The 23,089-nt window shown below is 66.0% G+C and carries 15 protein-coding genes; 13 read left to right on the top strand and 2 right to left on the bottom strand.

Annotation, left to right across the window (positions count from 1 at the left end; translation table 11 throughout):
• Window positions 1-133 precede the first annotated feature (133 nt).
• From ACFSKW_RS45645 to ACFSKW_RS45615, 7 genes are all read left to right on the top strand, one after another.
• A complete protein-coding gene (locus ACFSKW_RS45645) occupies window positions 134-568 on the top strand; it encodes a helix-turn-helix domain-containing protein (protein ID WP_379580866.1) in 435 nt (144 codons plus the stop codon).
• An 81-nt stretch (window positions 569-649) separates the two neighbouring features.
• Complete coding sequence (locus tag ACFSKW_RS45640; RefSeq protein ID WP_379580865.1) at window positions 650-1,222, top strand: hypothetical protein; 573 nt, start codon at window positions 650-652, stop codon at window positions 1,220-1,222.
• Window positions 1,215-2,405 carry an MAB_1171c family putative transporter gene (locus tag ACFSKW_RS45635; RefSeq protein ID WP_379580864.1) on the top strand — a complete coding sequence of 397 codons (1,191 nt, stop codon included), beginning with the start codon at window positions 1,215-1,217 and terminating at the stop codon, window positions 2,403-2,405. The genes ACFSKW_RS45640 and ACFSKW_RS45635 overlap by 8 nt, the downstream gene beginning before the upstream one ends.
• 1,146 nt (window positions 2,406-3,551) lie before the next feature.
• Window positions 3,552-4,079 carry a GyrI-like domain-containing protein gene (locus tag ACFSKW_RS45630; RefSeq protein WP_379580863.1) on the top strand — a complete coding sequence of 176 codons (528 nt, stop codon included), beginning with the start codon at window positions 3,552-3,554 and terminating at the stop codon, window positions 4,077-4,079.
• 1,688 nt (window positions 4,080-5,767) lie between these two features.
• A complete protein-coding gene (locus tag ACFSKW_RS45625; RefSeq protein WP_379580862.1) occupies window positions 5,768-7,231 on the top strand; it encodes a DNRLRE domain-containing protein in 1,464 nt (487 codons plus the stop codon).
• Window positions 7,232-7,357: 126 nt separating this feature from the next.
• Window positions 7,358-14,146, top strand: coding sequence for a DNRLRE domain-containing protein (locus ACFSKW_RS45620; protein ID WP_379580861.1), 6,789 nt, complete (start codon window positions 7,358-7,360; stop codon window positions 14,144-14,146).
• A gap of 63 nt (window positions 14,147-14,209) precedes the next feature.
• A complete protein-coding gene (locus ACFSKW_RS45615) occupies window positions 14,210-14,821 on the top strand; it encodes a hypothetical protein (RefSeq protein WP_379580860.1) in 612 nt (203 codons plus the stop codon).
• A 77-nt stretch (window positions 14,822-14,898) separates the two neighbouring features.
• Here the strand turns inward: ACFSKW_RS45615 and ACFSKW_RS45610 are convergent, their stop codons facing one another.
• A complete protein-coding gene (locus ACFSKW_RS45610; RefSeq protein WP_379580859.1) occupies window positions 14,899-15,048 on the bottom strand; it encodes a hypothetical protein in 150 nt (49 codons plus the stop codon).
• A gap of 1,030 nt (window positions 15,049-16,078) precedes the next feature.
• On the opposite strand from ACFSKW_RS45610, the gene ACFSKW_RS45605 reads away from it, so the two are divergent.
• The 3 genes from ACFSKW_RS45605 to ACFSKW_RS45595 all read left to right on the top strand — a co-directional run bounded on the left by ACFSKW_RS45605 (window position 16,079) and on the right by ACFSKW_RS45595 (window position 19,486).
• On the top strand, window positions 16,079-16,780 hold the full coding sequence (locus ACFSKW_RS45605; RefSeq protein ID WP_379580858.1) for an integrase core domain-containing protein: 702 nt from the start codon (window positions 16,079-16,081) through the stop codon (window positions 16,778-16,780).
• Between the two features lie 84 nt (window positions 16,781-16,864).
• Window positions 16,865-17,383: an alpha/beta fold hydrolase gene (locus tag ACFSKW_RS45600; protein ID WP_379580857.1), complete on the top strand. Its 519-nt coding sequence runs from the start codon at window positions 16,865-16,867 to the stop codon at window positions 17,381-17,383.
• Window positions 17,384-17,638: 255 nt separating this feature from the next.
• Window positions 17,639-19,486 (top strand): S8 family serine peptidase, encoded by a 1,848-nt coding sequence (locus ACFSKW_RS45595; RefSeq protein WP_379580856.1) that lies wholly within the window; start codon window positions 17,639-17,641, stop codon window positions 19,484-19,486.
• A 57-nt stretch (window positions 19,487-19,543) separates the two neighbouring features.
• Here the strand turns inward: ACFSKW_RS45595 and ACFSKW_RS45590 are convergent, their stop codons facing one another.
• Window positions 19,544-19,675, bottom strand: coding sequence for a hypothetical protein (locus ACFSKW_RS45590; protein WP_379580855.1), 132 nt, complete (start codon window positions 19,673-19,675; stop codon window positions 19,544-19,546).
• A gap of 225 nt (window positions 19,676-19,900) precedes the next feature.
• Here ACFSKW_RS45590 and ACFSKW_RS45585 point away from each other — a divergent pair, with 225 nt between their 5' ends.
• From ACFSKW_RS45585 to ACFSKW_RS45575, 3 genes are all read left to right on the top strand, one after another.
• A complete protein-coding gene (locus tag ACFSKW_RS45585) occupies window positions 19,901-20,992 on the top strand; it encodes an integrase core domain-containing protein (protein ID WP_379580854.1) in 1,092 nt (363 codons plus the stop codon).
• Between the two features lie 40 nt (window positions 20,993-21,032).
• Window positions 21,033-22,388, top strand: a complete 1,356-nt coding sequence (locus tag ACFSKW_RS45580) for a hypothetical protein (RefSeq protein WP_379580853.1) — start codon at window positions 21,033-21,035, stop codon at window positions 22,386-22,388.
• Between the two features lie 256 nt (window positions 22,389-22,644).
• On the top strand, window positions 22,645-23,061 hold the full coding sequence (locus ACFSKW_RS45575) for a transposase family protein (protein WP_379580852.1): 417 nt from the start codon (window positions 22,645-22,647) through the stop codon (window positions 23,059-23,061).
• Window positions 23,062-23,089 lie beyond the last annotated feature (28 nt).

Below are 23,089 nucleotides of genomic sequence, written 5' to 3'. Positions count from 1 at the left end.
ATTTTCCGGGAGATGTTCTGCATTGCCTGATTCGGCTATAGGGTCGGGTCCATCACGATCAGCTAGCCCGGGAGATGAGCCTGTGTCTTCGTCTTCACCCCCTCCTCATGAGGCGGACGAGTCCGTCCCGGCCGTGGGCGAGCGTCTGGAATGGCTGATCGCTCACATCCGTGATCCCGACACCACGCAGTTCTTCACCGCTAACGCGCTGGCCCGCAAGGCTGGAGTAACGGACACGACGGTCAGCCGGGTCTGTCGCGGCGACACCAGGAACAGCCGGCCCAAGACGCTCGACAAGCTGGCGGCGGCGTTCGGGCTGCCCCCGACGATCTTCCACCACGCGCCGAAGATCAACGCGATCTGGACGTTGGCGCTCAGCGGAGATCCACGCGGGCAGCAGATGATCGAGCAAATGCAGAGCCTGCAGGCGGCACAAGCCCTCGGCATGGTAGCGACAGCAGGTCGCCTCGAGCGGATTCAGCGGTCCAACCCCGACGCCTACGCGGCGATCATGACGCTGATCAAGATGGCGGAAAGCTCATCCACCGACCCGTCAGACGACCAGTGAGTCATCACGTGCTCGCCGCTCCCGCCCCAACAGCGGACCTCCCCTCCTGGAGCGCCAATGTCGACTTCTCCTTATAAGGAGATGCGCGAGTCCCATGGCAGTGTCCTCGACTTCCTCGCCCGCCAGCCCGGCCCTGTCACCATCCCCTCGCTGACCAAGGCCCTCAGCACCCATCTTGGTCGCACGATCATTTCGGTGCCATACGACCCGGCAAGCATCCAGATGCCGACCTGCAACCACAGCCAGATGACGGGACTGTGGGTCCACATCGAGGAACCTCAACCGCCGCACGACACGCGTGACCTGGTCTTCTACCCCGCTTCGGAGGACTATCCGCCACCCTTGCAACTCGGCTGTTGGGGTCCCGAGATCGGCCACGTGCTGATGGACGATCCGACCCAAGCCGAACAGCGTCTCGAGCAACTGGCTCACGTTCTCGCACCCACTCTGCTGGAATTCGGTGGCATGGAGTTGATCCACAGCTTGCGCGCTCGCACCTCCGACTACAGCGACGTTCAGGAGCAGCGCGCGGAGGCCTTCGGTGTTCTGGTCGTCGCGCGAATGCTGCCCCGCATCGCCACGGCCACCAGCAGCGGCCTCATCGGCTCTCTTGGAAGCCCGCTGTTGAACCCCTTCAGAGCCGGCCGTGCCTAGTCTGTGGATCGCCGTCTGCCTGGGCATCATGATCCTCATCGTGGCGATCCGCACCGGTGGGTTACGCCAGTCGCCCAAACACCTCATGATCTGGCTGGCCTGCCTTTCCGGCGTCATCAGCATGCTGATCACCGTCACACCTTTACGCAGCGTGCTCATCGAGGTCACGGGCACACCCGCGGTCGCGCTGATCATTGAATCCGGGACGTCGCTGGGTGCGCTGACCGGCGTCATGGCCTGGGTCAGTTATGCCCTCGCCGAGCAGGGCGGCCCTCTGTCCCGGCTCAGGAAGATCCACTACCTGTGGTACGCGGCGGGGTTGTGGCTATGTGTGCTCGCGTTCATCGCGCTCGCCAACGATCTGAGCCCTGTCGAGATCTACGACGCGGTCGGCGAGCAGCGCGCCAGCGACGCTCAGCTGTGGTACCTCGGCCTCTACGAGATCACCCTGCCCACCGTGTTCGCCATCGTGTCATGGCTGTTCCTGCGACTTGCCCGTCGCTGCGATCAGCGATGGCTCAGGCGGAGCCTGCAGCTCATGGCCGTGGGATCCATCGGCAGCTCGGCACGCTCGCTGTACACCTTGAGCTACCTCGCCCCTCAGGTTCTCGACATAGCGCCCCCACCACTGCCGTGGTCCACGACGGCGGCTCTTGCGGTGAACTTCCTCGGCTACACCGTCGGCTTCATCGGCCTGAGCCTGCCTGTGGTCGAACAGTGGCGCCAGCGACCCAAGCGGATGCTGGGCCAGATCACCCCCCTCTGGCGTGACCTCACCCGCGCCGTCCCCGAGGTGGTGCGGATACCGCAGAGCGCGGACACCGTCGATGCGGAGGTGGCCGCGCGCACCATCGTCATCTCCGAGGCGCTGCTGCGGCTACGGTCCTACAGCCACCCCGAAGACCTGCAGCGCGCCCGCGAACAGAACGACGGCAGAGTCCCTGCCGGCAGACGGGAAGAGGCCGGTTACGCCGCCTGGATCCACGACACGGTGACGAGCATCGAAGCGAAACGCGCCGACGGCACGTTGACGACCCCGGCACCCCAACCTGCGATGAAATGGCCGCCCCATCCGCGCGCCGGCCAGATGAGCTGGCTTCTCGATGTGGCCCGTGAGTACAACCGCCTGCGACCCAAACGGCCCTCGATCCAGCCGCGACGGCAGGTGCCCCACTCCTGGTGATCAGGTCCACCGCGCGAGGCGAATGCGCCTAAATGCAGAGAATATGTTGACATTCCTCTCCGAGAACTGCAGGCTTGCAGAGAAAATGCAGACCTCGTATGGGATGCCTCGACCCTTGCGGACCCCAACCGGGCTCCACTCCCATAGGGCGATGCGCCCCCACATCCGCAGCCTCACCAGGAAGAGGAGAGCCGTGACTGCACAGTCACTCACTGATCGCGCATGGAAAGACCCGCCACCCAGCCCCTTCGGCGCCCCGCCACCCGAGCTCGCGCGCCGCCCCGGGGGGCCTATTCGGGTCGGCTTGACTTGAGCCTGCGCCAGCTCGCCTAAGTCGGGGTAGTGGCAAGAACCCTCATCTCACCCGGCCACTGCGACAACACCACCTTCTTCGGCTTGCAAGATCTGTCGTGGCCGCCCCCGTGCGGCGTCGTCCACGTTGATGATCACGTCGGGGACCTCGTCGATTCCAACGTCGGCGACCTGCGCGGCAACCTCTCGCGGGAAAGATCACGGCTGGCGTACGGGTGCTTTTAATTGTCTCGACGATCCTCGACCGGGCGGCAAGGTTACGAATCATGGAGTCGCTTTCGATCTATCTCGCACAGCCCGCCGACCAGGAGTGTCACTTTATGCTCTCTTATGCTGTACGACGGCCCGGACCACACACTGTCAGCTGGCCAGTTCAGCCTGGACCTCCAGGCTGAACTGCGGCCTGGATTGAGAAGCTCAATTATTCGCGAGCGCCGTTCTATCGACAGAGACTCATGACCCAGGGCGACTCGGCAACTCAGTTTGACGTGGGCAGTTCAGAGTGCTGGCATTATTTTGATCATCTGATGACATCTGACTTTGACCGCACCGGGGCAGGCGTCCACGCAATGAACGAAGATGAAGTTTGTCTACTAGGCATGAGCGGGAATCGCGAACGGCAACCGGTCAGACAAGGATACGCCTGATCAGGCGATACTTGAGACTCTCGGCTTCGAGCCAGGAGAAGCTGTAGGCGATGCCGAGATTGAGATGCACACCGCAGCTACGGTTAGAAAATACATTTGAAAGGGCGACTAGATCGATGGCGGGGCTAGCATCTGTGGAGCTGGGAGTGGTCAACGTCCTACTGCCTACTCGGATAAGGATCAGATAATGTCTGAGCTCAGGGAGGCAGGACAACCGGATAGCTTGATCGAGCCAACTATCATTGAGCGAGCCGAGCAGCCCTATCTCGGCAAAACCTTCATGGTGGCGCTGGACTCGCTTTACCGCATGATGGACGTCCTGGCCCTCATGCACCGCGACATGCTCGCCAGTGGCGTTAAACCGGCTGGGTCTCCCTTCCTTAAATATCACGGGATGATCACAGGTCATCGGTCTGTACAGGTGGAGGCTGGCATACCGGTAGAAAGCTTTCTGCGAACCTTGGAGGGCACCCATTGCAGGGAACTGCCTGCAGGCCGATACGCGACCCTCGTCCATAGCGCTCACCCATCCGGACTCATGGATGCCACAGGCCAACTTCTGGAATGGGCGGGTCAACAAGGAATGCAATGGGACGCCGGGCTGACAGCTGATGGCCTGCGCTGGGGCTGTCGGCTCGAGATTTATCATGCTGGCGTCCTGACCGCAGACAACGGCGGCTGGGAAATCGAGCTTGCGATTCGCCTCGCCGACTGACGACGAGTTTGGCTTCGACCTGCCGCCGAGGCCAAGACCCAGGCCCGACCCCAGGCCTGTGGTCGGGTAATGCTGCGGCTACGGTCCTACAGCCACCCCGAAGACCTGCAGCGCGCCCGTGGACAGATCGGCGGCAGAGTTCCTGCCGGCAGACGGGAAGATGCCGGTTATGCCGCCTGGATCCGCGACATGGTGGCGAGCGTCGAGGCGAAACGGGCCGGCGGTACGTTGACGACTCCGGCATCCCCAACCTGCGATGAAGTGGCCGCCCCATCCACGCGCCGGCCAGATGGGCTGGCTGCTCGATGTCGCCCGGAGTACAACCGCCTGCGACCCAAACGGCCCTCCAGCGAGCCGCGACGGCAGGTTCCCCACTCCTGATGATCAGGTCCGCCACGCGAGGCGAATGCATCTAAATGCAGAGAATATGTTGACATACTCCTGCCAAAACAGCAGAATTGCAGAGTAAATGCGGAGTCCATGCGGAGTGCCTTGACTCTCGCGACCCCAACTGAGCCCAGCTCACACACGACGATGCGCACCCTCACATCCGCATCCTCACCAGGAAGAGGAGAGCTGTGACCGTGCAGTCACCCATTGATCACGCGTGGAAGGACCCGCCGCCCGGCCCCTTTGGAGCCCCGCCGCCCGAGCTCGCGCGCCACCGCAGGGGAGGATCCCGCCGGGGCACACCCCGCCCAGCGGCGACCGTGTGCCAATGACCGTGGGCTACGTACATCAGAGCTGCCCTGGCCTGCCCGTACGCCAGCCGCGATCTTTCCCACGAGGGGTTACCGCGCATGGCCGCCGTCGCCGGAATCGGTGACGTCCCAGACCTGATCATCAACATGGACGACCCCGCACAGGGGCGGCCACTACAGACCTTGTAAGCCGAAGACGTTGATGTTGTCGCAATGACCGGGTGAGATGCGAATTCCTGCCACCACCCCGACTTAGGCGAGGTGGCAGAGCCAGATCGAACCGATCCAGATCGAGATGGACCACGGGACCGCGGTTGGTCCCGGCGAGTTCGGCACCCCGCAGAGGGCCGCTCTCCCGCCCAACTATGCCAACTGGGGCGTGGCGCCCCTTACACGGCGTCCCAGCTATCGCACCACGATCGCGAGCGAAGACACGGACACGTGCGCCGTAACCCCTGAACGCCACGAGCACGAGATGCGCATACATCGATCGAATTCCCCTACCCGCTACCTGCATTTATGTCCGATTAGCTGTGCTTTGTCACATGTCGACGAATGATCGACTACTTCGGCAAGGACCCTCGGCTATCTCAACTCACACATGATTGAGGTGTCAGTGAACACGTTATTAAAACCGCCGGTCTCCGGCAGGAGACCGGCAGGCTTGCTCGCCGCGGCCACGGCGCTGGCGGTGACGGCGTCGCTGCTGGTCGTCGGCCCGGCATCCGCCGTGGCGACTCCGACTCCCACTCCGCAGCCCAGCGATGTGAACGCTCCAGCACCCACCGTGACGACCTTTCCTCGGCCCGAGGATCCGGATGCGCCGCTACGGGCGGCGGTCGAGGAGGCCAAGAAGCAGGGCAAAGCCGTAGCGGTCGAATCCTCCTTCACCGAGGATTCCCGCACGTGGGCCTACCCCGACGGCCATCTTGAGACCCACGCCTACGCAGGGCCTGCACAGCTGAAGCAGCCCGACGGATCATGGGCATGGATCGACACAAACCTGATCAATGCAGACGGGTCCTCAAGCCCAAGCTCGCCAAGGCGGGAGTGGAGTTCTCCGCGGGCGGCGCGGACAAGCCCTTCGCCACGCTGGACCGCGGAAACGGCCAGAAGTTCGCCCTGTCCTGGCCGACAGCACTGCCACAACCTCGTATCGAGGGCAACAAAGCCATCTACGCGGGCGCCGCCGGCCCCAACGCTGATCTAGTGGTCACCGCCCGCGCCTCAGGCTTCCAACACGACGTGGTACTGCACGAGCGCCCGGGCAAGCCACTGGAGTTCCGCATCCCGGTGACGACCAGCGAGCTCAAGCTGGCCAAGACCAAGTCCGGTGGACTCAAGCTGACGGACGCAAAGGGCAAGACCGTCGCCACGGCGGATGAGCCCTTCATGACCGAGGCTCCCCTCGACAGCCCGACGGGCTCGAGGGACGAACGAGGAAAGATCGACACCAAGGTCGTCACCGGCTCGGACGGCAGCCAAGTGTTGGTGCTCAAGCCTGACCCGGCCTACCTCGCCGACAAGAACACCACCTACCCCGTGGTGGTCGACCCCACTGTGGGGCTGACGGTCACGCAGGATCTCACCTACAACGACATCTACCAGGCCAGCTACGCCAACGCCATCCTGTACACCGGCACGAACGCCAAGAAGGTACAGGTCCAGGATTGCAGCGGCTCGACCTGCACGTACAAGGATCAGTACAAGGCCGTCCACTACCGCAGCCTGGTCGAGTTCGGCGGCTTCTCGTTCACCGGCAAGGCCATCGTCTCCGCCCAAATGCAGCTGTACGGCAAATGGCTCGGCCGGTGCGACAACTGGCCGATGACCGTTTCGCCGGTCACCTCCCCTTGGGTCGCCAGCTCCACGGGCTGGGGCAACAAGCCAGGGACCACCTCCACCGGTGCCTCGACAATCACGCCCTCGTGCAGCACCAGCGGCAACTGGTCCACCTGGAACCTCACCTCGGCCGCTCAAGCCTGGGCCTCGGGGATGGCCAACAACGGTGTCGAACTGGCGACCACCGAGCTGAACTGGCAATACGACCTGGACGACCCGAGGTTCCCCGACACCCAGATCTGGAGCTTCGACTCCGCCGACGCCGGCACCTCCACGCCGCCGAAGATGAGCGTCTCCTACCTGCTGCCGCCCGACATCCCCACGGTGACCGCCGAGTCCATCGACTCGCTCGACGGCAACAACGCCATCTCCCGCTCGGGCACCGTCAAGACCAGCTACACCTCTCGCTCCCCTGATGGGCGCAAGCTCGACTACACCGTCACCCTGACGGACGCCACCATGGCCGCGGTCAAGGCCAGGACCTTAATGAAGATGCGGGCAGTGACGCCGGCCGGGATGCGGCCCCCGTGTCGTCCGTCCGTGATCACGGAATGCGCTTTCTCGGATACTAAAAAGGATCTTTACGGAAACCTTAGCCGCGTGTCATGATCTTGCCGTTTTTTCGCATTTTTTCGAAAGGCGCTAGTGAACACACCACCCACAGCGTCCGGCTTATCGCCCCGGACGCGCTGTCGCGCTGCCCTGATCGCGGCCCTGACGATGCCGCTCTCGCTCTTGAGTGCGCCCGCGATCGCCCAGGTCGGCACACCACCCCCCACTCGCCCCGCCACGACGTCACCGCCGAGCACCCCCACCGGCGAGGCGCTGGCGCGGGCCAAGAAGGACAACCGGCGGGTCGAGATCGAGTCGCTCCGCTCGGAGAGCGGCACCTTCTACGCCAACCCCGACGGCAAGACCCTCCGAATGGAGCTGCACAGCAAGCCAGTCCGGGTCAAGAACACCGACGGCAAGGGCTTCACCCCGATCGACACCACGCTTGTCGAACAGGCCGGCGCGATCAAGCCCAAGGCGATCAACGGCACCCTCACCCTGTCCGCCGGGCAGGACAAATCTCTGCTCAAGAGCCAAGCGACGGCAGGCGCCGACGACACAGCGAAGATCACCACACCGTCGACGCTGCCCAAGCCCACGTTGAAGGGCAACACAGCGCGATACCCAGCCGCCTACGGCAAGGGCCGCGACCTCCTGGTGACCGCGACCGCGACCGGCTTCCGGCAGCAGGTCATCATCAGCGAACGGCCTACCGGACCGGTCACCTTCAAGGTGCCGGTGGCACTGCCCGCCGGGCTCTCCTTCAGTAAGAATGCTCAAGGCCAGCCCATCATTGTGGGTAAGGACGGCAAGACGCTGACCGAGGTGCGGCCCACGCTCCTGCAGGACGCCACGGCCGCCGACGCCTACGCCCCGATCGATGCGGGCAAGGTCGGTAAGGCCTCCGTCAGCCTCGATGGCGACGGCAAGACGCTGATGTTCACCCCGGACGCCACGTTCCTGGCCGACCCTGCGGTCACCTATCCCGTGACCATGGCGGCCGTGGCGGGCGACTGGTGGGAGACCCATACCGGCGCAGGCGGCCTGCCCAAACAGGGCTGGGACACCTTCGTCAATGACGCGGACTATCCTGACAGCTGGGACAACTTCCGGCTGGACCGGATCCTGGTCGGCAAGTCCAACAACGGCACCGTCCGCTGGCGCAGCTACATCAAGTTCCCCGACATGCCCGCCGAGTTCCGCGGCCTCAAGGTACAGAACGCTGACCTGATCCTGTGGAACCACCTGTCCAACGACTGCGGGACCTACGTCGGCTCCGGGATCACCACCCGGCGGATCACGTCGGCCTGGGACGAAGCGACCATGACGTGGAACAGCCAGCCGTCGGTCACCTCAACGGGTCAGATCACCGAATATGCCGCCTACAGCCCCAACTGCACCAGTGGAGCCGCGAGCTGGGCAGGCAAAGAATGGGACCTGGTCTACTCGATCGACGAGATCGTCCAGGCATGGTCGGACGGCGCCGCCAACTACGGTGTCCAGCTGGCTGCCGGGAGCGAATCGGACATCACCAACTGGCGCCGCTACCGGACCGACGAGGCAGGCGGCTGCAGGAGTACCCCGTTGGAGGCCTGTAAGGGGCGGCTCCACCCGCCCATCCTCACCGTTGACTTCGAGGCTCCCGAGCCGCCCGTCATCGAGGACTTCTTCTTCACCTCGCCCGACCCGATCACGAGCCTCCCCTCCTACGAGGAAGCCCTCGCCAGGTCGATATACGAGCCCGAGGAGGGCGAGCAGATCACCATCGGGAACGAGTTCGCCGGCCGGATCGCGGGACAGCGCGACGGGGAGGCGTACGAAATCCAGACGGACCAACTCGACATCAACGAGGAGGGCTACGAGGGCGGTGGCGAGGACACCCGCGCGCCGCAGGTGGTCTCCGTCGAGCCTGCGGACGGCGCCGTGGACGTGCCCCTCGACACGAAGCTGAAGATCACCTTCCACGAGGAGGCCGGCGGCGCGGTCGTGGTGCTCAAGGACCCGGCAGGCACCGAGGTCGCGGGAACGGTGGCATTCGACGACACCGGCACCGTGGCGACCTTCACTCCGGAACGGGCATTGCGGCCCGGCACCACGTACACCGCCGTGGTCTCGGGGGCGAGCGACCTGTTCGACAACACCATGAGCGCGTACTCATGGTCGTTCACCACTCTGCTGAAGGCGGCCGGGCAGTGGGGCTTTGACGAGGGGGACGGCCGTACGGCCGCCGACTCCTCTGGCAATGACCACGACGCGAGCCTGAACGACACGGCGGCGTGGATCGCCGGCAAGAGCGGGAACGCGCTCTCCAACGTGCCGTCGCAGGCGCGGATCGCTGCCTCTGCGGCGGCGGTCAAGCAGGGCAAGGCGGTCGAGGTCGCCGACGAGACGACCGCGACCAGCATTACCTACGCCCAGCCTGACGGGAAGACGTTCAAGACTGAGGTCACGACCGGTCCAGTGCGGACCAGGCAGAACGGCAGATGGGTGCCGATCGACACCACCCTGGCCGGGCAGGGCGGCAAGCTGCGGCCGAAGGCCCTCGCCGAGGACGCGGTCGTGGAGGTTTCCGCCAGCGGCACGGATCCGTTCGTGAAAATGTCCGCCGACGGGAAGTCGTACGCGCTTCGCTGGCCGACACCGCTGCCGAAGCCGACCGTCAAGGGCAGCGTGGCCACCTACACCGACGCCGCCGGCGCCGGAGCCGACCTGGTGGTGACGGTACTACCGACCGGGTTCCGGCACGATGTCGTGCTGCGGCAGCGGCCGTCGAAGCCGCTGGAACTGCGTATCGGCGTAGAGAGCGACGGCCTGACCCTGTCCGAGGGCAAGGGCGGGCGGCTGCTGCTGAAGGCCAAGGACAAGAAGCTCGTGGCTTCAGCCCCCCAGCCGATCATGTGGGACGGCAGCGCCAAGGGCCGCCTACCGCTGGCCAAGCACGCGGTCATCGACACCCAAGTCGTGGCCCAGGCCGGGCGCACAGAGCTGGTGCTCAAGCCCGACCATGCGTTCCTGTCGGACCCGAAGACCGTGTACCCGGTCCGGGTGGATCCGTCCACGACGTTGCCGGTCAACAACGACCTCAGTGTCCTCAGCACCGACACAGTCGACTCCCCGGCCTATCCGACCAGCAACGCCCTGCCAGTAGGTGTGCAAACGGGCCAGAAGATGCGCGCCCTTCTGCGCTTCGACACCTCCTCACTCGTGGGCAAAACCGTCACCGACGCCAAGCTGTCGATGTCGATCATCGATGCCAAGACCTGCGGAGCAGCAGTCGGGCAGGGTGTCCAGGCGGCCCGGGTGACCGGCGCCTGGGATGAGAACAACCTCTATTGGGCGAACAAGCCGGCCTTCACCACCGAAGACGCCCAAATCAACAAAACATCCATCGACTGCACGAGCACCCTGACTCCGACGGAATGGAACATCACCGGCATCAGCCAAGACTGGGCGGCCGGCGCGGCCAACCACGGCCTGGTGCTGAAGGCTCCGACCGAGAACACCACCATCGAATGGCGGATGTACGCCTCCTCCGACGACACCGACTGGAACGCCCCGCCCAAGCTGGTCGTCACGACCAACGCGCCCGCATCGTCCCCCACGATCGCTAATCTCACGATCACCCCGGCGCAGGATGTTGCCGGCACGACCGTGACCAGCTCGCTCACCCCGCAACTGGCCGCCACCGTCGCCGACACCGTCGGCGGCAACCTGGCCGGCGAGTTCGAGGTCGAACACGACCCGGCATCGACCGGCCAAGGAACCGGCCAGATCTGGGCCGGTGCCTCACCTGCGGTCGCCTCCGGCAGCCAGGCCGCCGTCGGCGTCCCTGCGGGCAAGCTGGCAGATGGCTGGAAGGTCCGCTGGCGAGCTCGTGCAGTCAACGCCACGGCCGCCACCGCCTCGGCGTGGTCGGCTTGGCAGACAGCCACGGTCGATGTACCCAACCCAACGGTCGGCGCCTTCCAGGTCACCCCCTCACAGGTGGCAAACGGCGTCACCGTGACCACGAGCGTGACCCCGACCCTGCACACCACGGTCACCGACCCGGCCGCCCAGCCGGTGCGGGCGGAGTTCGAGGTCGAGCACGACCCGGCCGCGACCACGCAGGGCACCGGCCAGATCTGGACCGGCGCCGTGGACAACGTCGCATCCGGCACCCAGGCCAGCATCGCCGTCCCCAACGCGAAACTCACCGACGGGTGGAAGGTGCGCTGGCGGGTCCGAGCGATCAACACCGCCACCACGGTCGGCTCACCATGGTCAGACTGGCAACTCCTGACCGTGGACGTGCCGGACCCGGTCTCCGAACCGTCCGTCGGCGCGCTGCAGGTCACCCCGTCCGAGCAGGTGGACGGAACCACCGTCACCCCCACCCTCACCCCGGCACTGCTGGCCCAGGTGAGCGACCCGGCAGGCAAGCCGCTGCGCGTCGAGGCCGAGATCGACCATGACCCGGCCGCGACCGGGCAGGGCACCGGCCAGATCTGGACCGGCGGCGCCGACAACGTCCCGGCAGGCACCCAGGCGACCATCACCGTCCCGGCGGACAAGCTGACCGACGGATGGAAGGTACGCTGGCGAGCCCGCGCGGTCTCATCCACCGCCGCCTCCGCCTGGTCGGACTGGCAGACCCTCACCGTCAGCCTGCCCAAGCCCACCGCCACCGGCCTGACCATCACCCCGTCGAAGGTGGCGGACGGCGTGACGGTGACCACCACGCTCACCCCCACACTGCAGGCCACCCTCACCCACCCCACCGGCCAAGCGCTGCGCGCCGAAGCCGAGATCGAGCACGACCCAACCGCGACCGGGCAGGGCACCGGCCAGATCTGGACCGGCGCCGCAGACAACATCGCCTCCGGCACCCAGGCGAGCATCGCCGTCCCAGCGGGCAAGCTGACCGACGGATGGAAGGTGCGCTGGCGCCTGCGCGCGGTCACCGAGCAGGCCTCCTCGGCCTGGTCGGACTGGCGGCAGGTCACCGTCGATGTCACCCAGCCCGGCGAGGAGCCCCTGGCCCAGACCACCGGACCAGTGATCCGCACCGACCAGAGCTTCACCGCCGCCGCCTGGCTGCGCTGGAGCGACAAGGACGGCGACTACACCGTCCTCGAGCAGAAGGGCACCCACCAGGGGCCCTTCCGCTTCGGCAACACCCCCGACCACGGACTGGTGTTCACTCTCACCAACGCTGACGCTGCCGATGCAACGGCCGAGGGTGTTCTGTCCGACGTCGAACCGCCCGTCGACGAATGGTTCCACCTGGCGGGCGTGTACGACGCCACGGCCAAGACCGCCTCGCTGTACCTCAACGGCAACCTGGTCAAGACCTCGCCGGTAAGCCTCACGGCCTGGCACGCGAACACCGCCATGACGCTGGGCAGCGCCATGCGGGGCGACCTGGACGACGTCCAGGTCTTCCAGCAGCCGCTCGGCGCCACGGAGATCGCCGCTCTGGTAGCGGGACCGGCTCCCGCGGTCAAGCGGTCCGCGGCACCGTCCGCGGCGGCGTCCCCCGCCGCCGTGGCCACCGACAACTTCGACTACCGGCATCCGTCGCTGGAGACCTGTCACGCCACCGAGAAGGCGCCCAGGTTCGTCGACTCCTACTCCCGCTCGCAGGAGCAGCCCTACAGCTCTTGCTGGACCGCCTACATCGGGTACGCGGGCTGGGAGGAGGACGACGACGGCAGCGGTGTCAAGAAGCGCAAGCCTGCGGCGTGGACCTACTTGTTCCCCCCGCAACTGCGCATGCCCGCGCAGCTGGTGGACCAGTTGCACCCCGGCGACGTCTTCTCCTTCCGTGCGACCTGGGTCGCGACCGGCTATCTGGGCACCTCGTCAGGAAAGGAGATCTACAAGGGAGGCGACTCCACCACCGGCATGAAGCCGCAGGACATGAAGTTCTGGCTGAAGCTCTCCGATTTCGGCATCTACAACACCGGCGTACGGCTCTCCGGGCTGGACGACGAGCTGGACGACGTGGAGATCCGGATCGGCCTTGAGACGTCGTCCACCTGCAAGATCACGAGCGGAGTGCCGAGCCAGCGCAAGACGATCGAGGCCTGGCGCGGCACCTACCTCGAGTACCGGATCGCGACCCCGGAGCCGGCGGCGCCCAAGGACAGAGAGGTCTGCTCCGTCATGCCCGCGATCACGGGTTACGAGAATCAGGAGGGCAAGCTGCGGCTGTGGGACCAGGAGATGCTCACCCAGCACGGCAAGCGGCTCGGCGTGGTGCGCTGGGGACACGGCATTCCGACCAACGACCTGTACGCACCCAGCTTCCGTTGCGACTGGAAGCTGAACGGGCTGTTCGGCGAGCAGCACAAGGGCGGCTGCGTCAATATCAGGGCCGACCGCGTCTTCGTGATGTCGAGGAGCAAGAACAAGAACTTCCTGCCCGTCATTGACCACATCGCCGACGCCCTGAACCAGAGCAAGAACGCATCCACCTTTCCGCCGTACCGCCCAGGGGACACGACCAACGGCAGGAACAACAACTATCCGCCGGTCAGAGGGCCGCTGGGGAACGAGCTGAAGAAAATCATCGCAGGTAACTACGACAAGGCGCCGACCACCGACGAGGGTCAGCCGCTCTGGAGAGGAGCCGACAAGAACGAGCGCGCCAACCGTAAGGTCTTTGGCGGCCACGCCATCTACGTGCCGCAGGACGCCTTCTCCCTGACGCCGTACGGCAACTACTGCCAGTACTACTTCAAGGAGCAGTACGCGGCCACGCACGCCGGTGCGCTCCAGTGCGACGAATATCCCTTCGCCTCCACCGAGCAAGGGGCCGCCCTGGACAAGATTCACTATTCCGTCCGTGCGGTGCACACCAGCTACAACCAGAAACACGGCGATGCGCTGATGGCCTTCTACGGCCAGTACCGGCTCATCACCTATGACCCGGAGAAGACTCCCACGAAGGTCAGCGACAGCCCCTTCTGGGTGAAGATCGTAGACTAGCGGCGCAGAGCGCCGGGCCGCCCGGCGGCCCGGCGCTCCACCCGCCTGAGTAGGGATGAGGAGATGACGAATCCGGAGTGGGCGCTTCCCGCGGAGGATCAGTGGGAGCTGCTGGCCGAGCATAATCTCTCGTACTACTTCCATGGCCTCTGGGTCGAGAGCGACGACCGGGAGGAGGTGGCCAGGCTGCTGCGGGTGGACCCGGGCACCAGGCTGGAGTGCGATCGCGAGACGCTCGTCGAGATGTACCAGGGGCGGCCCGCGGACACCGTGTGGATCGGCCCGCACGCCCCCGGCTGGACGCACGTTCTCGCCTTCGGCCTCCATCCGTTCCATCCCGCCATCCGCAACCTCGGGAAACGGCGCGTTTTCGAGATCCGCTACGACGAGGCCCAGTACGAGCTGGAAGGGATGTACCTCTACCACGACGGCGAGCGGCTCGGGGATGCCGGGCCACCGCTCGAAGAGGGCGGGCCGATGTTCCTGCCCGATTACCGGCGCTATGCGGGCGGGCTCGCGCTGCTCGACGATCTGGACCTCGAACGGCATGCGCACCGCATGTTGTGCATGATGGGCAGGATCTCGGGACGCTTTCTCGACCGGGAGTGGTTCGCGGCGACGCGGAGCCTTTATCGCATCCCAGACGAGACCTGGCCGGAACCCTGGGAGGGCTGAGCCCCCGCCCTGCCGGGTCCGGTCGGCCGGCGCCCCGGCGCCCTCGCGGAGAGTGCCGAGGACACGGAGGCGCGGGCTCAGTCACCCGCCGCAGAGCCGGCCCCGGCCGACCCCGGGGTCGGGGCGGTCAGGGCCGGGTCGGCCAGCAGCCACCACAAGGTGCCGCCCACGACAGCACCGACCAGCACGATCACGGGGATGATCCACCAGGCGGCCGGGCGCGGCACACGCATCACCGGCGGAGCGGCGATCACCACGCGGGACGGCGGTCACGGCGACGCGGAAGTAACGGCATCCCCCCATTTCAGCCGCCCGCGGCCCGCTTCCGAGGGGAAGCTACATGATCGTTACCGGGGCGGATCGGACAGAACCGATGCGCTGTCGGGCCTACGACGGGAGCGGCTGATTCTGCTCGTTCCGCCAGGGCGGCCTGAGGGGCACGAGACGGCTGGCCACGCGGCATGACATGCGAAGCGGCGCCGCAACGAGGGAGGTTTGCGCCCTCCGTCCACACTCTGCACCCGCTCACACCGGTGTTACAGGCGAGCGCCACCAAGAATGATCTAGACCGTTGTTGGTCGACGCCAGGGAACCCCAGCCCGCCGGTTGAGATCTTCTTTCTGTCTCTGCCTCGCCCCCTGATCAGGCGATACGTCTGGCCGAGGCTGGAGGCAGAAAGGCTCGCCCGTGTGACGAGTCCTCCCCGCCGCTCTTGGCTCCCTGCTGCTGCTCGCCTTCACCGCCGGTCCTGTACCTGCCGATAACATCATCCGTGCAGGTCAAACGGCTTGGCCGGCTCTTCATGACGTGTGCCAGCTTTGGCTGTCGACAGCGCCGGAACGGGGCAAAATGATCATTTGTGCTCTTCCGTCTGGCCTACCTGACTGTCACGAACGCCTTTGCCGCGCTGCGGCGCTGCCGCTGGGAGATCGAGACAAGGATGTCCAGATCCTTGCCCTGCGACACCAGATCACCATTCTGGAACGGCAACTCGGTGTCGGCACCAGGGTGAGATTCGCCCCGGAGGACCGGGCCTTCCTCGCGGCTCTCCTGACGTCGCTGCCGCGCGACGTCCTGTCCGGGCTCCGGCTACTCGTCCACCCGGACACTGTCCTTCGCTGGCACCGCGATCTGGTCAGGATGCGCCATACTCGCATGTGTCGGAAGCAGCGGCCCGGACGGCCGCCTACTGTGCGCTCCATCCGCGCTCTCGTTCTACGGCTGGTCAAAGAGAACCCGTCATGGGGCTACCGGCGCGTGCACGGCGAACTCACCACCCTCGGTATCAAGGTCGCACCCTCCACCGTCTGGGAGATCCTCAAGCAGGAAGGTGTTGATCCGGCACCCGAGCGGGCGTCCACCACGTGGGCCGACTTCCTGCGCTCCCAAGCTGACGCGCTGCTGGCCTGCGATTTCATCGAGACCGTCACCTTGAACGGGCAGCGCCGGTACATCCTGGCCGTCATCGAGCACGCCACCCAGCGCGTCCGCGTCTTGGGCGTCACCGCCCACCCGACCGCGAGCTGGGTGCTTCAGGCGTTCAAGAACCTCGTAATGGATCTGGAGGACGCGGGCTGCCGAGCGCGCTATCTGATCCGGGACCGGGATGGGAAGTTCCCGGAACTCATGGACGAGATCCTGGCCGAGGCCGGCATCCACACGGTGCTCACCGGCGTCCGCGTGCCACGCATGAACGCGATCATGGAGCGGTGGGTGAGGTCCTGCCGTCGTGAGCTTCTGGATCGATGCCTGCTCTGGAACGAACGCCACCTGCGGCACGCCCTGCATGAATATGAGGCGTTCTACAACCGGCATCGGGCCCATCAAGCCCTGGATCAGGCGGCTCCGCTACGCGCCGTCCCGGATCCCATCACCGATCCGGCTGGAATCGTCGACCTGAACGTACGCCGACGAGACCGGCTCGGTGGAGTCCTTCACGAATACTCGCGTGCCGCTTGAACTGCACGGACGGAGTTTTCGGCAGGCACAGCCATCATCACGCTGCGCACCGCGCTGGAACGGCCCGACCTGGTGCGCAAGGCCGTGCTCTTCGAACCGCCGCTGGACGTCGACGGCTCGCAGCCGACGGACTGGCTGGCCCGCTTCGACCGCGAGATCGCCACGGGACGGATCCCCGCGGCGCTGGTGACCGGCATGAAGGCCAGCCGGCTGGGGCCGCCGATGCTCAACGCGGTGCCGCGGCCGGTGCTGGTGCTGCTCACGAGCATGATGCTGAAACGCGAGGACAAGGGCGCGGCGAACGGGTCGGAGCCGACGTTCAGGGAGCTCGCGCCGTCCCTGCACTGCGACGGGCAGGTGGCGGCGGAGACGGCGGGGAACCTGGCGGCGTATCAGACGACGCGGGCCGAGGTGCTGCTGCTCGGCGGCACCAAGAGCCCCGCCCACCTGCGCGCCGCGCTCACCGCGCTGGAAGGGGTGCTGCCCCACGCCAGGCGGGTGGAGCTGGAGGGCCTCGACCACAGCGCCACCTCCAACACCGCGAGGCGCGGCGCGCCGCGACGGGTCGCCACCGAGATCCGCCGCTTCCTCCTGCCCGGCTGATCCCCCTGCGGGCCCTGTTTTCGGATGTGCCGGAACCAGCCCGTGAAGCTCTGAACCGGAGGAATGGCGGCGGCATCGTCTCCGCGGCCGGGGGCGTCGGGGGCGGCCACCACGAGGCCGCCGATCGGCGCCATCCGGGGTCGCTGAGACGATCTATGACAATTATTTCAGTATTGCCTGACTCGCTGTCATATGCGATGTTCCGCACAAGCCGCATGAGCACCGCTCATGTCACCCCCGGAGAAAGGCTTTCACATGCGTCTCACAAGGACCCTCTTAGCCCTGGCCTCCGGCGTCTGCCTGGCACTGTCCAGCTGGGCCACCGTCGCCGAGGCCGCAGCCCCAGCCGCCGCAGACCAGCAGCGCTACATCGTCCAGCTCGCCAACGTGTCCCGGGCGCAGGTGGCGAAGCAGGCGCAGCAGCAGGTCGCGGCGCACAAGGGTGTGCTGGTGGGCACCTACCGGTACGCCTTCCAGGGTTATACGGCGCTCCTCACCCCCGAGGAGGCCGCCAAACTGAGGGGTGAGGCGGGTGTGCTCACCGTCGAGCCCGACCACGAGGTGCACGCCTTCGCCCAGACGGTGCCGAGCGGCATCAAGCGCATCTTCGCCGACCAGAACATCAACCTCGACATCGACGGCACGGACGACGTCCGCATCGACGTCGACGCGGCGGTGATCGACACGGGAGTGGACCTCGACCACCCCGACCTGAACGTGGTGGCCAGCACCAACTGCACCAGCGGCACCTGCTCGGGCACCGGTGACGACGACAACGGGCACGGCAGCCACGTGGCCGGCACTATCGGCGCCATCGACAACAACATCGGCGCGGTCGGCGTCGCCCCCGGCGCCAGGATCCACGCGCTCAAGGTGCTGAACTCGGCCGGCTCCGGCACGCTGGCCGGCATCGCCGCGGGCATCGACTGGGTCGTGGCCAGGGCGAGCACGATCGAGGTCATCAACATGAGCCTCGGCTGCCAGGGCTGCACGAGCTCGGCGATCAGCAACGCCATCACCAACGCCACCAACGCGGGCGTCGTGGTGGTCGTGGCCGCGGGCAACAGCTCGGCCAACGCCTCCGGGTTCTTCCCGGCAAACCACCCCGACGTGGTCACCGTCTCCGCGCTGACCGACTTCGACGGCCTGCCCGGCGGCCTGGTCGGCACGATCACCGTGCCGTGCCGCACCGACGGCGCCACCGACACCGACGACACGCTCGCCTGGTTCTCCAACTTCGGGACCACCGTCGAGGTCGCCGCACCCGGCACCTGCATCTACTCCACCTGGATGAACGGCGGCTACAACACCATCAGCGGCACGTCCATGGCCAGCCCGCACGTCGCGGGCGCGGCGGCGGTCCTGACCAGCGGCTCCCACAAGCCGACCAACCGGACCGGCGCGCTGGCCGTACGGGACAAGTTGCGGACCACGGGCAACTCCAACTGGACCGACGACTCCACGGACGGCGTCAAGGAACCGCTGCTCGACGTGCACGACGCCACGCAGTACCCGCCGGGCTCGGGCGGCAACCAGTCGCCGGTGGCGAGCTTCACCGAGTCGTGCGACAACACCACGCGGGCGTGCTCGTTCAATGGATCCGGCTCCAGCGACCCGGACGGCACCATCGCCTCCTACGCGTGGAACTTCGGTGACAGCTCCACCGGCAGCGGCGCCACCGTCTCGCACACCTACGCGGCGGCCGGCACCTACACCGTGACGCTCACCGTGACCGACAACGGCGGGGCCACGAACTCCACCAGCAAGAGCATCACGGTCGGCACCACCCCGGGGAACTGCACCGGCTACCAGACGCCGATCTCCGGCAACCTGACCAGCGGCCAGAACGTGTACTACCCGAGCAGCACCGGGTACACGGCGGCCGCCGGGACGCACCGTGCCTGCCTCGACGGGCCCACCGGGGTCGACTTCGACCTGTACCTGCAGAAGCGAGGCATCTTCGGCTGGACCACGGTGGCCAGCAGCAACGGCAGCGGCCCTGACGAGTCGCTGACCTACAACGGAACGGCCGGGACGTACCGCGTCCGGGTGCACGCCTACAGCGGAGCGGGCGCGTACACCGGCGGTTACACCAAGCCGTAGCGGATCAGCAGCCGCGACCCCGTGCGGACACCGCACGGGGTCGCGCGTCGATTCAGGTCAGCGGAGGTCGCGGATGAGATCGCCGATGATGGAGTCGACCTTGTCCGAGTCGAAGGTGTCGGTGTCGAGCAGGAGGGTCACGGCCTTGCGGGCAGTGTGCCTGCCGACAATGTCATCCGGCCAGGTCATGGTCTTGTAGGGCTTCGGTCCTTCGTTCTCCGCACCCCGACGAGCGCGCCGTAGAACTCAGTCGCAACGAGGCGCACGTGGGCCTCGCCCGGCGGCGGGACGGGGCACTGCGGGTGCCGAAAATCATCCGCCCAGGTCGCAGCCTTGACCATCGGCCTCTAGCTATGCCTGACACCCGCCCGAGGTCTTCACCTGCACGGGGCACCAGCGGCATCATGACCTGTCGTGCTGCTGCGCCTGGCCTACCTCGCCGCAACCAACACCCTGGCGCTCCTGCGCCTACTGCCGATGAGCGATCGCCAGAAGGACATCGAGATCCTCGCGCTCCGGCATCAACTGCTCGTCCTGCAGCGTCAGGTCGGCAAGCCCACGTTCACCGACACCGACCGCGCCGTCCTCGCCGGCCTGCTCCACCACCTCCCGATCGACAAGCTGCGGCAACTCCTGCTACTGGTCCGCCCGGACACGGTCCTGCGGTGGCATCGCGACCTGCTCAAGCGACGCCACGCTGCGACGTGCGCGCCGAAGCGACGCGGGCGCCCGGTCACCGTCCGCTCGATCCGCGCCCTGGCCCTACGCCTCGCCCGAGAGAACAGCTCATGGGGCTACCGTCGCATCCACGGCGAAATCGCCGCCCTCGGTATCAAGGTCGCCGCCTCCACCGTCTGGGAGATCCTCCGCGAGCACGGCATCCCGCCCGCACCCGAACGCCAGGGCACGACCTGGGCCGACTTTCTGCGCAGCCAGGCCGAAGCCCTGCTCGCCTGTGACCTCTTCGAGGTCCGCACCCTAACCGCGGCGCGCCTGTACGTCTTCGCCGTCATCGAGCACTCCACTCGCAGGGTCCGGATCCTGGGCGCGACCGAGCATCCGACGGGGCAGTGGATCGTGCAGCTCGGACGCAATCTCCTCATGGACCTCGAGGACGCCGGCAGCAAGGCCAAGTTCCTGATCCGCGACCGCGACTCCAAGTTCACCGCCGCCTTCGACACCCTGCTGACCGACGCCGGAATCAAGATCGTCACCACCGGCATCCGTGTACCGCGGATGAACTCCCTCACCGAGCGCTGGATACAGACCTGCCGCAGGGAGCTCTTGGACCGCACCCTCATCTGGAACCAGCGCCACCTCCTCCACGCACTCCGTGAGTTCGAAACCCACTACAACGAGCACCGGCCACACCGAGCGCTCAAGCAGGCCGCCCCGCTCCGCCCGCTCCCCCAACCGATCAACAAACCAGCACAGATCAGACGCCTGGAGGTACGCCGACGAGACCGACTCGGCGGAACCCTGCACGAGTACCGACATGCCGCGTGAGCTGCACGGATGATTAATCGGCACCCGCAGTGCTGCGCGGGTGGAACAAATCCAAGAAGCAACACTGCCGGGATCCACTGAAGAGCTGACGTTGGCAGCGCGCGCCTCGCGCATGAGGTTTTCCAGCGTCGACTTTGTCAACCTACCTCGGATCGCGATGCTCGCCTCTGGAACGCCGATCGTGAATGCTGCGAGAAGAACCGGACTCGATACTTCCAAGCCATTCTACGGGCAGGGAATGGCTCCCGGACTTTTTGTAGCAGATGTTAAATCTCTGTTCGAGACCTGGGACACGGAAGCGGTGGTGCTCGACGAGCGCACTGTGGGTCAAGTGCGGCGTGGCATGCTGGTCTCCTTCGAAACCTCCATGCGGTGCGTCAACCCGCCCAAGCTACCGCCGAAGGCACCTACCGGTGACCTTGCCAAAGATCCTTACCTCGCCTTCCAGGCGGGCGTCCACCGTGTGATCGTAAGCTTTGATTCTCAATGGCTCACTACGACGACCGCGGGCCTGACGCTCCATGACGCTGCCAAGCATCCACAGATTCACTCTGGCCTCGGGCAGGTGATGGCCGTGTCGGAGGGTGGAATCCGTGTTTCGTCTCTTGTCTTCGGGCAGCCCCAATCCGCCGACCAGGCCCTATGGAACTACGTGGTCTCGGCTGGGCTGTCGATTGCAGGCGACCTGTCTGCCGATGATTTCCGTAACGAATTCTCCACGTCGGAAAAGATATCGCCTCTGGCTGGCCACTCCCTCGGGAAGGAAAATATGGAACGTTTGGGTGTCGTGCTGCTTTTCAGCGAGGACCAGGTAATCCCAGGCGAGATCGACCGGGTCGTGTTAGGACAGATAGTGCGAGTGGTACCAGAATTTCGCCGCAGCCTAGGCGTGGCGGTGGCAAGCCTGTTCCCTCCAGAGAGCATCGGCACAGCAGATCTCTCGGCACACCTTTTGGTGAAGGAACCTCCCCTATGGAAGACGTTTACCGTGCCCGGCTTGGCAGCGCTAATCAAAACCCGCAACCTCGCCGTTGCCGTGATCTCCGGCGTCACCCGAACGCAGGCTGCGGATCTCGATGAAGCCATGCGGGAAGGAACGACCGCCTACTGCGGAGCGCTGGAACTTGACCTGACCCTGAGCATGCATCGCACGCTCTTTCCGGAAGTAGACCGATACCACGTGGTCGGTGCCGAGTTGCGCCTACGGTACAGCGCTGCCAACAGAGCCATCGATGAAACTAACAACGAGCCCTGGGATGAGTCCCTGAGAGCCTGGCTCGATGAGGGCCTATTCCGCACGGTGGTGTGGGAAGAGGATGAGGCACAGTCGGCCGCCGAGGAACAAGAGGCCGAGCTCATCATGGAGGCGTGGTTGCGAGACCAGAGAGGAAGCTAGTCCGACCCCACTCTGGTCGCAGTGCCTGAAACGGCGCATCATCTCGCGGTCTGCCACAACCAGGTCGTTCTACGACATGGGGCCGTAGATCGCAGGGCTGAAGCGTTCTCGGCTGGTAGACACATGCGGGCATGACGCAGCTGGGTGGTTGAGGGGCGCCCCGGGGCGCGAATGACAAATGCGACCCCCGATGATCGTCGGTTGTCTACGCCAGTCGATCAAGAACAGGGGCCGCGTTCGCGTGCCATCATCCCCGATGGACGTGCTCGCCCGCCACCTGGAGCACGTCACCATCGCTGACCCGTCGACCGACTTGCTTCATCTGCCCACCTTGGCCGAGGTCTTGGACACGGTGCCCGGTCCGCGCAGTCGCCGGGGACGCCGCTACCGACTCACCCCGCTGTTGGCGTTATCCCTGCTCGCCGTACTCGGCGGAGCCACCTCCCTGGTGAAGATCACCCGGTTCATCGCTGGATACGACCCAGACCTGCGCGCCCGAGTCGGCTTACCCGGCACGGTCCAGCTGGCCGCCAGCACACTGGACGGCTGCTCGCTAGCCTGGACGGTGACGCCTTCGACACCGCCACCTGCGGCTATCTGGCCTCGCTCGCCGCGGGAGGACGGTGTTGACCGAATCCCTGAACCCATTTCAGCGGGCTTCGCGGAGTTGTAGGACGAGGATGGCTTTGACAAGTTGACCT

The organism is Nonomuraea mangrovi (genome assembly GCF_042681425.1).
Classification (GTDB): Bacteria; Actinomycetota; Actinomycetes; order Streptosporangiales; family Streptosporangiaceae; genus Nonomuraea; species Nonomuraea mangrovi.
This window is presented reverse-complemented; position numbering and strand designations above follow the sequence as displayed.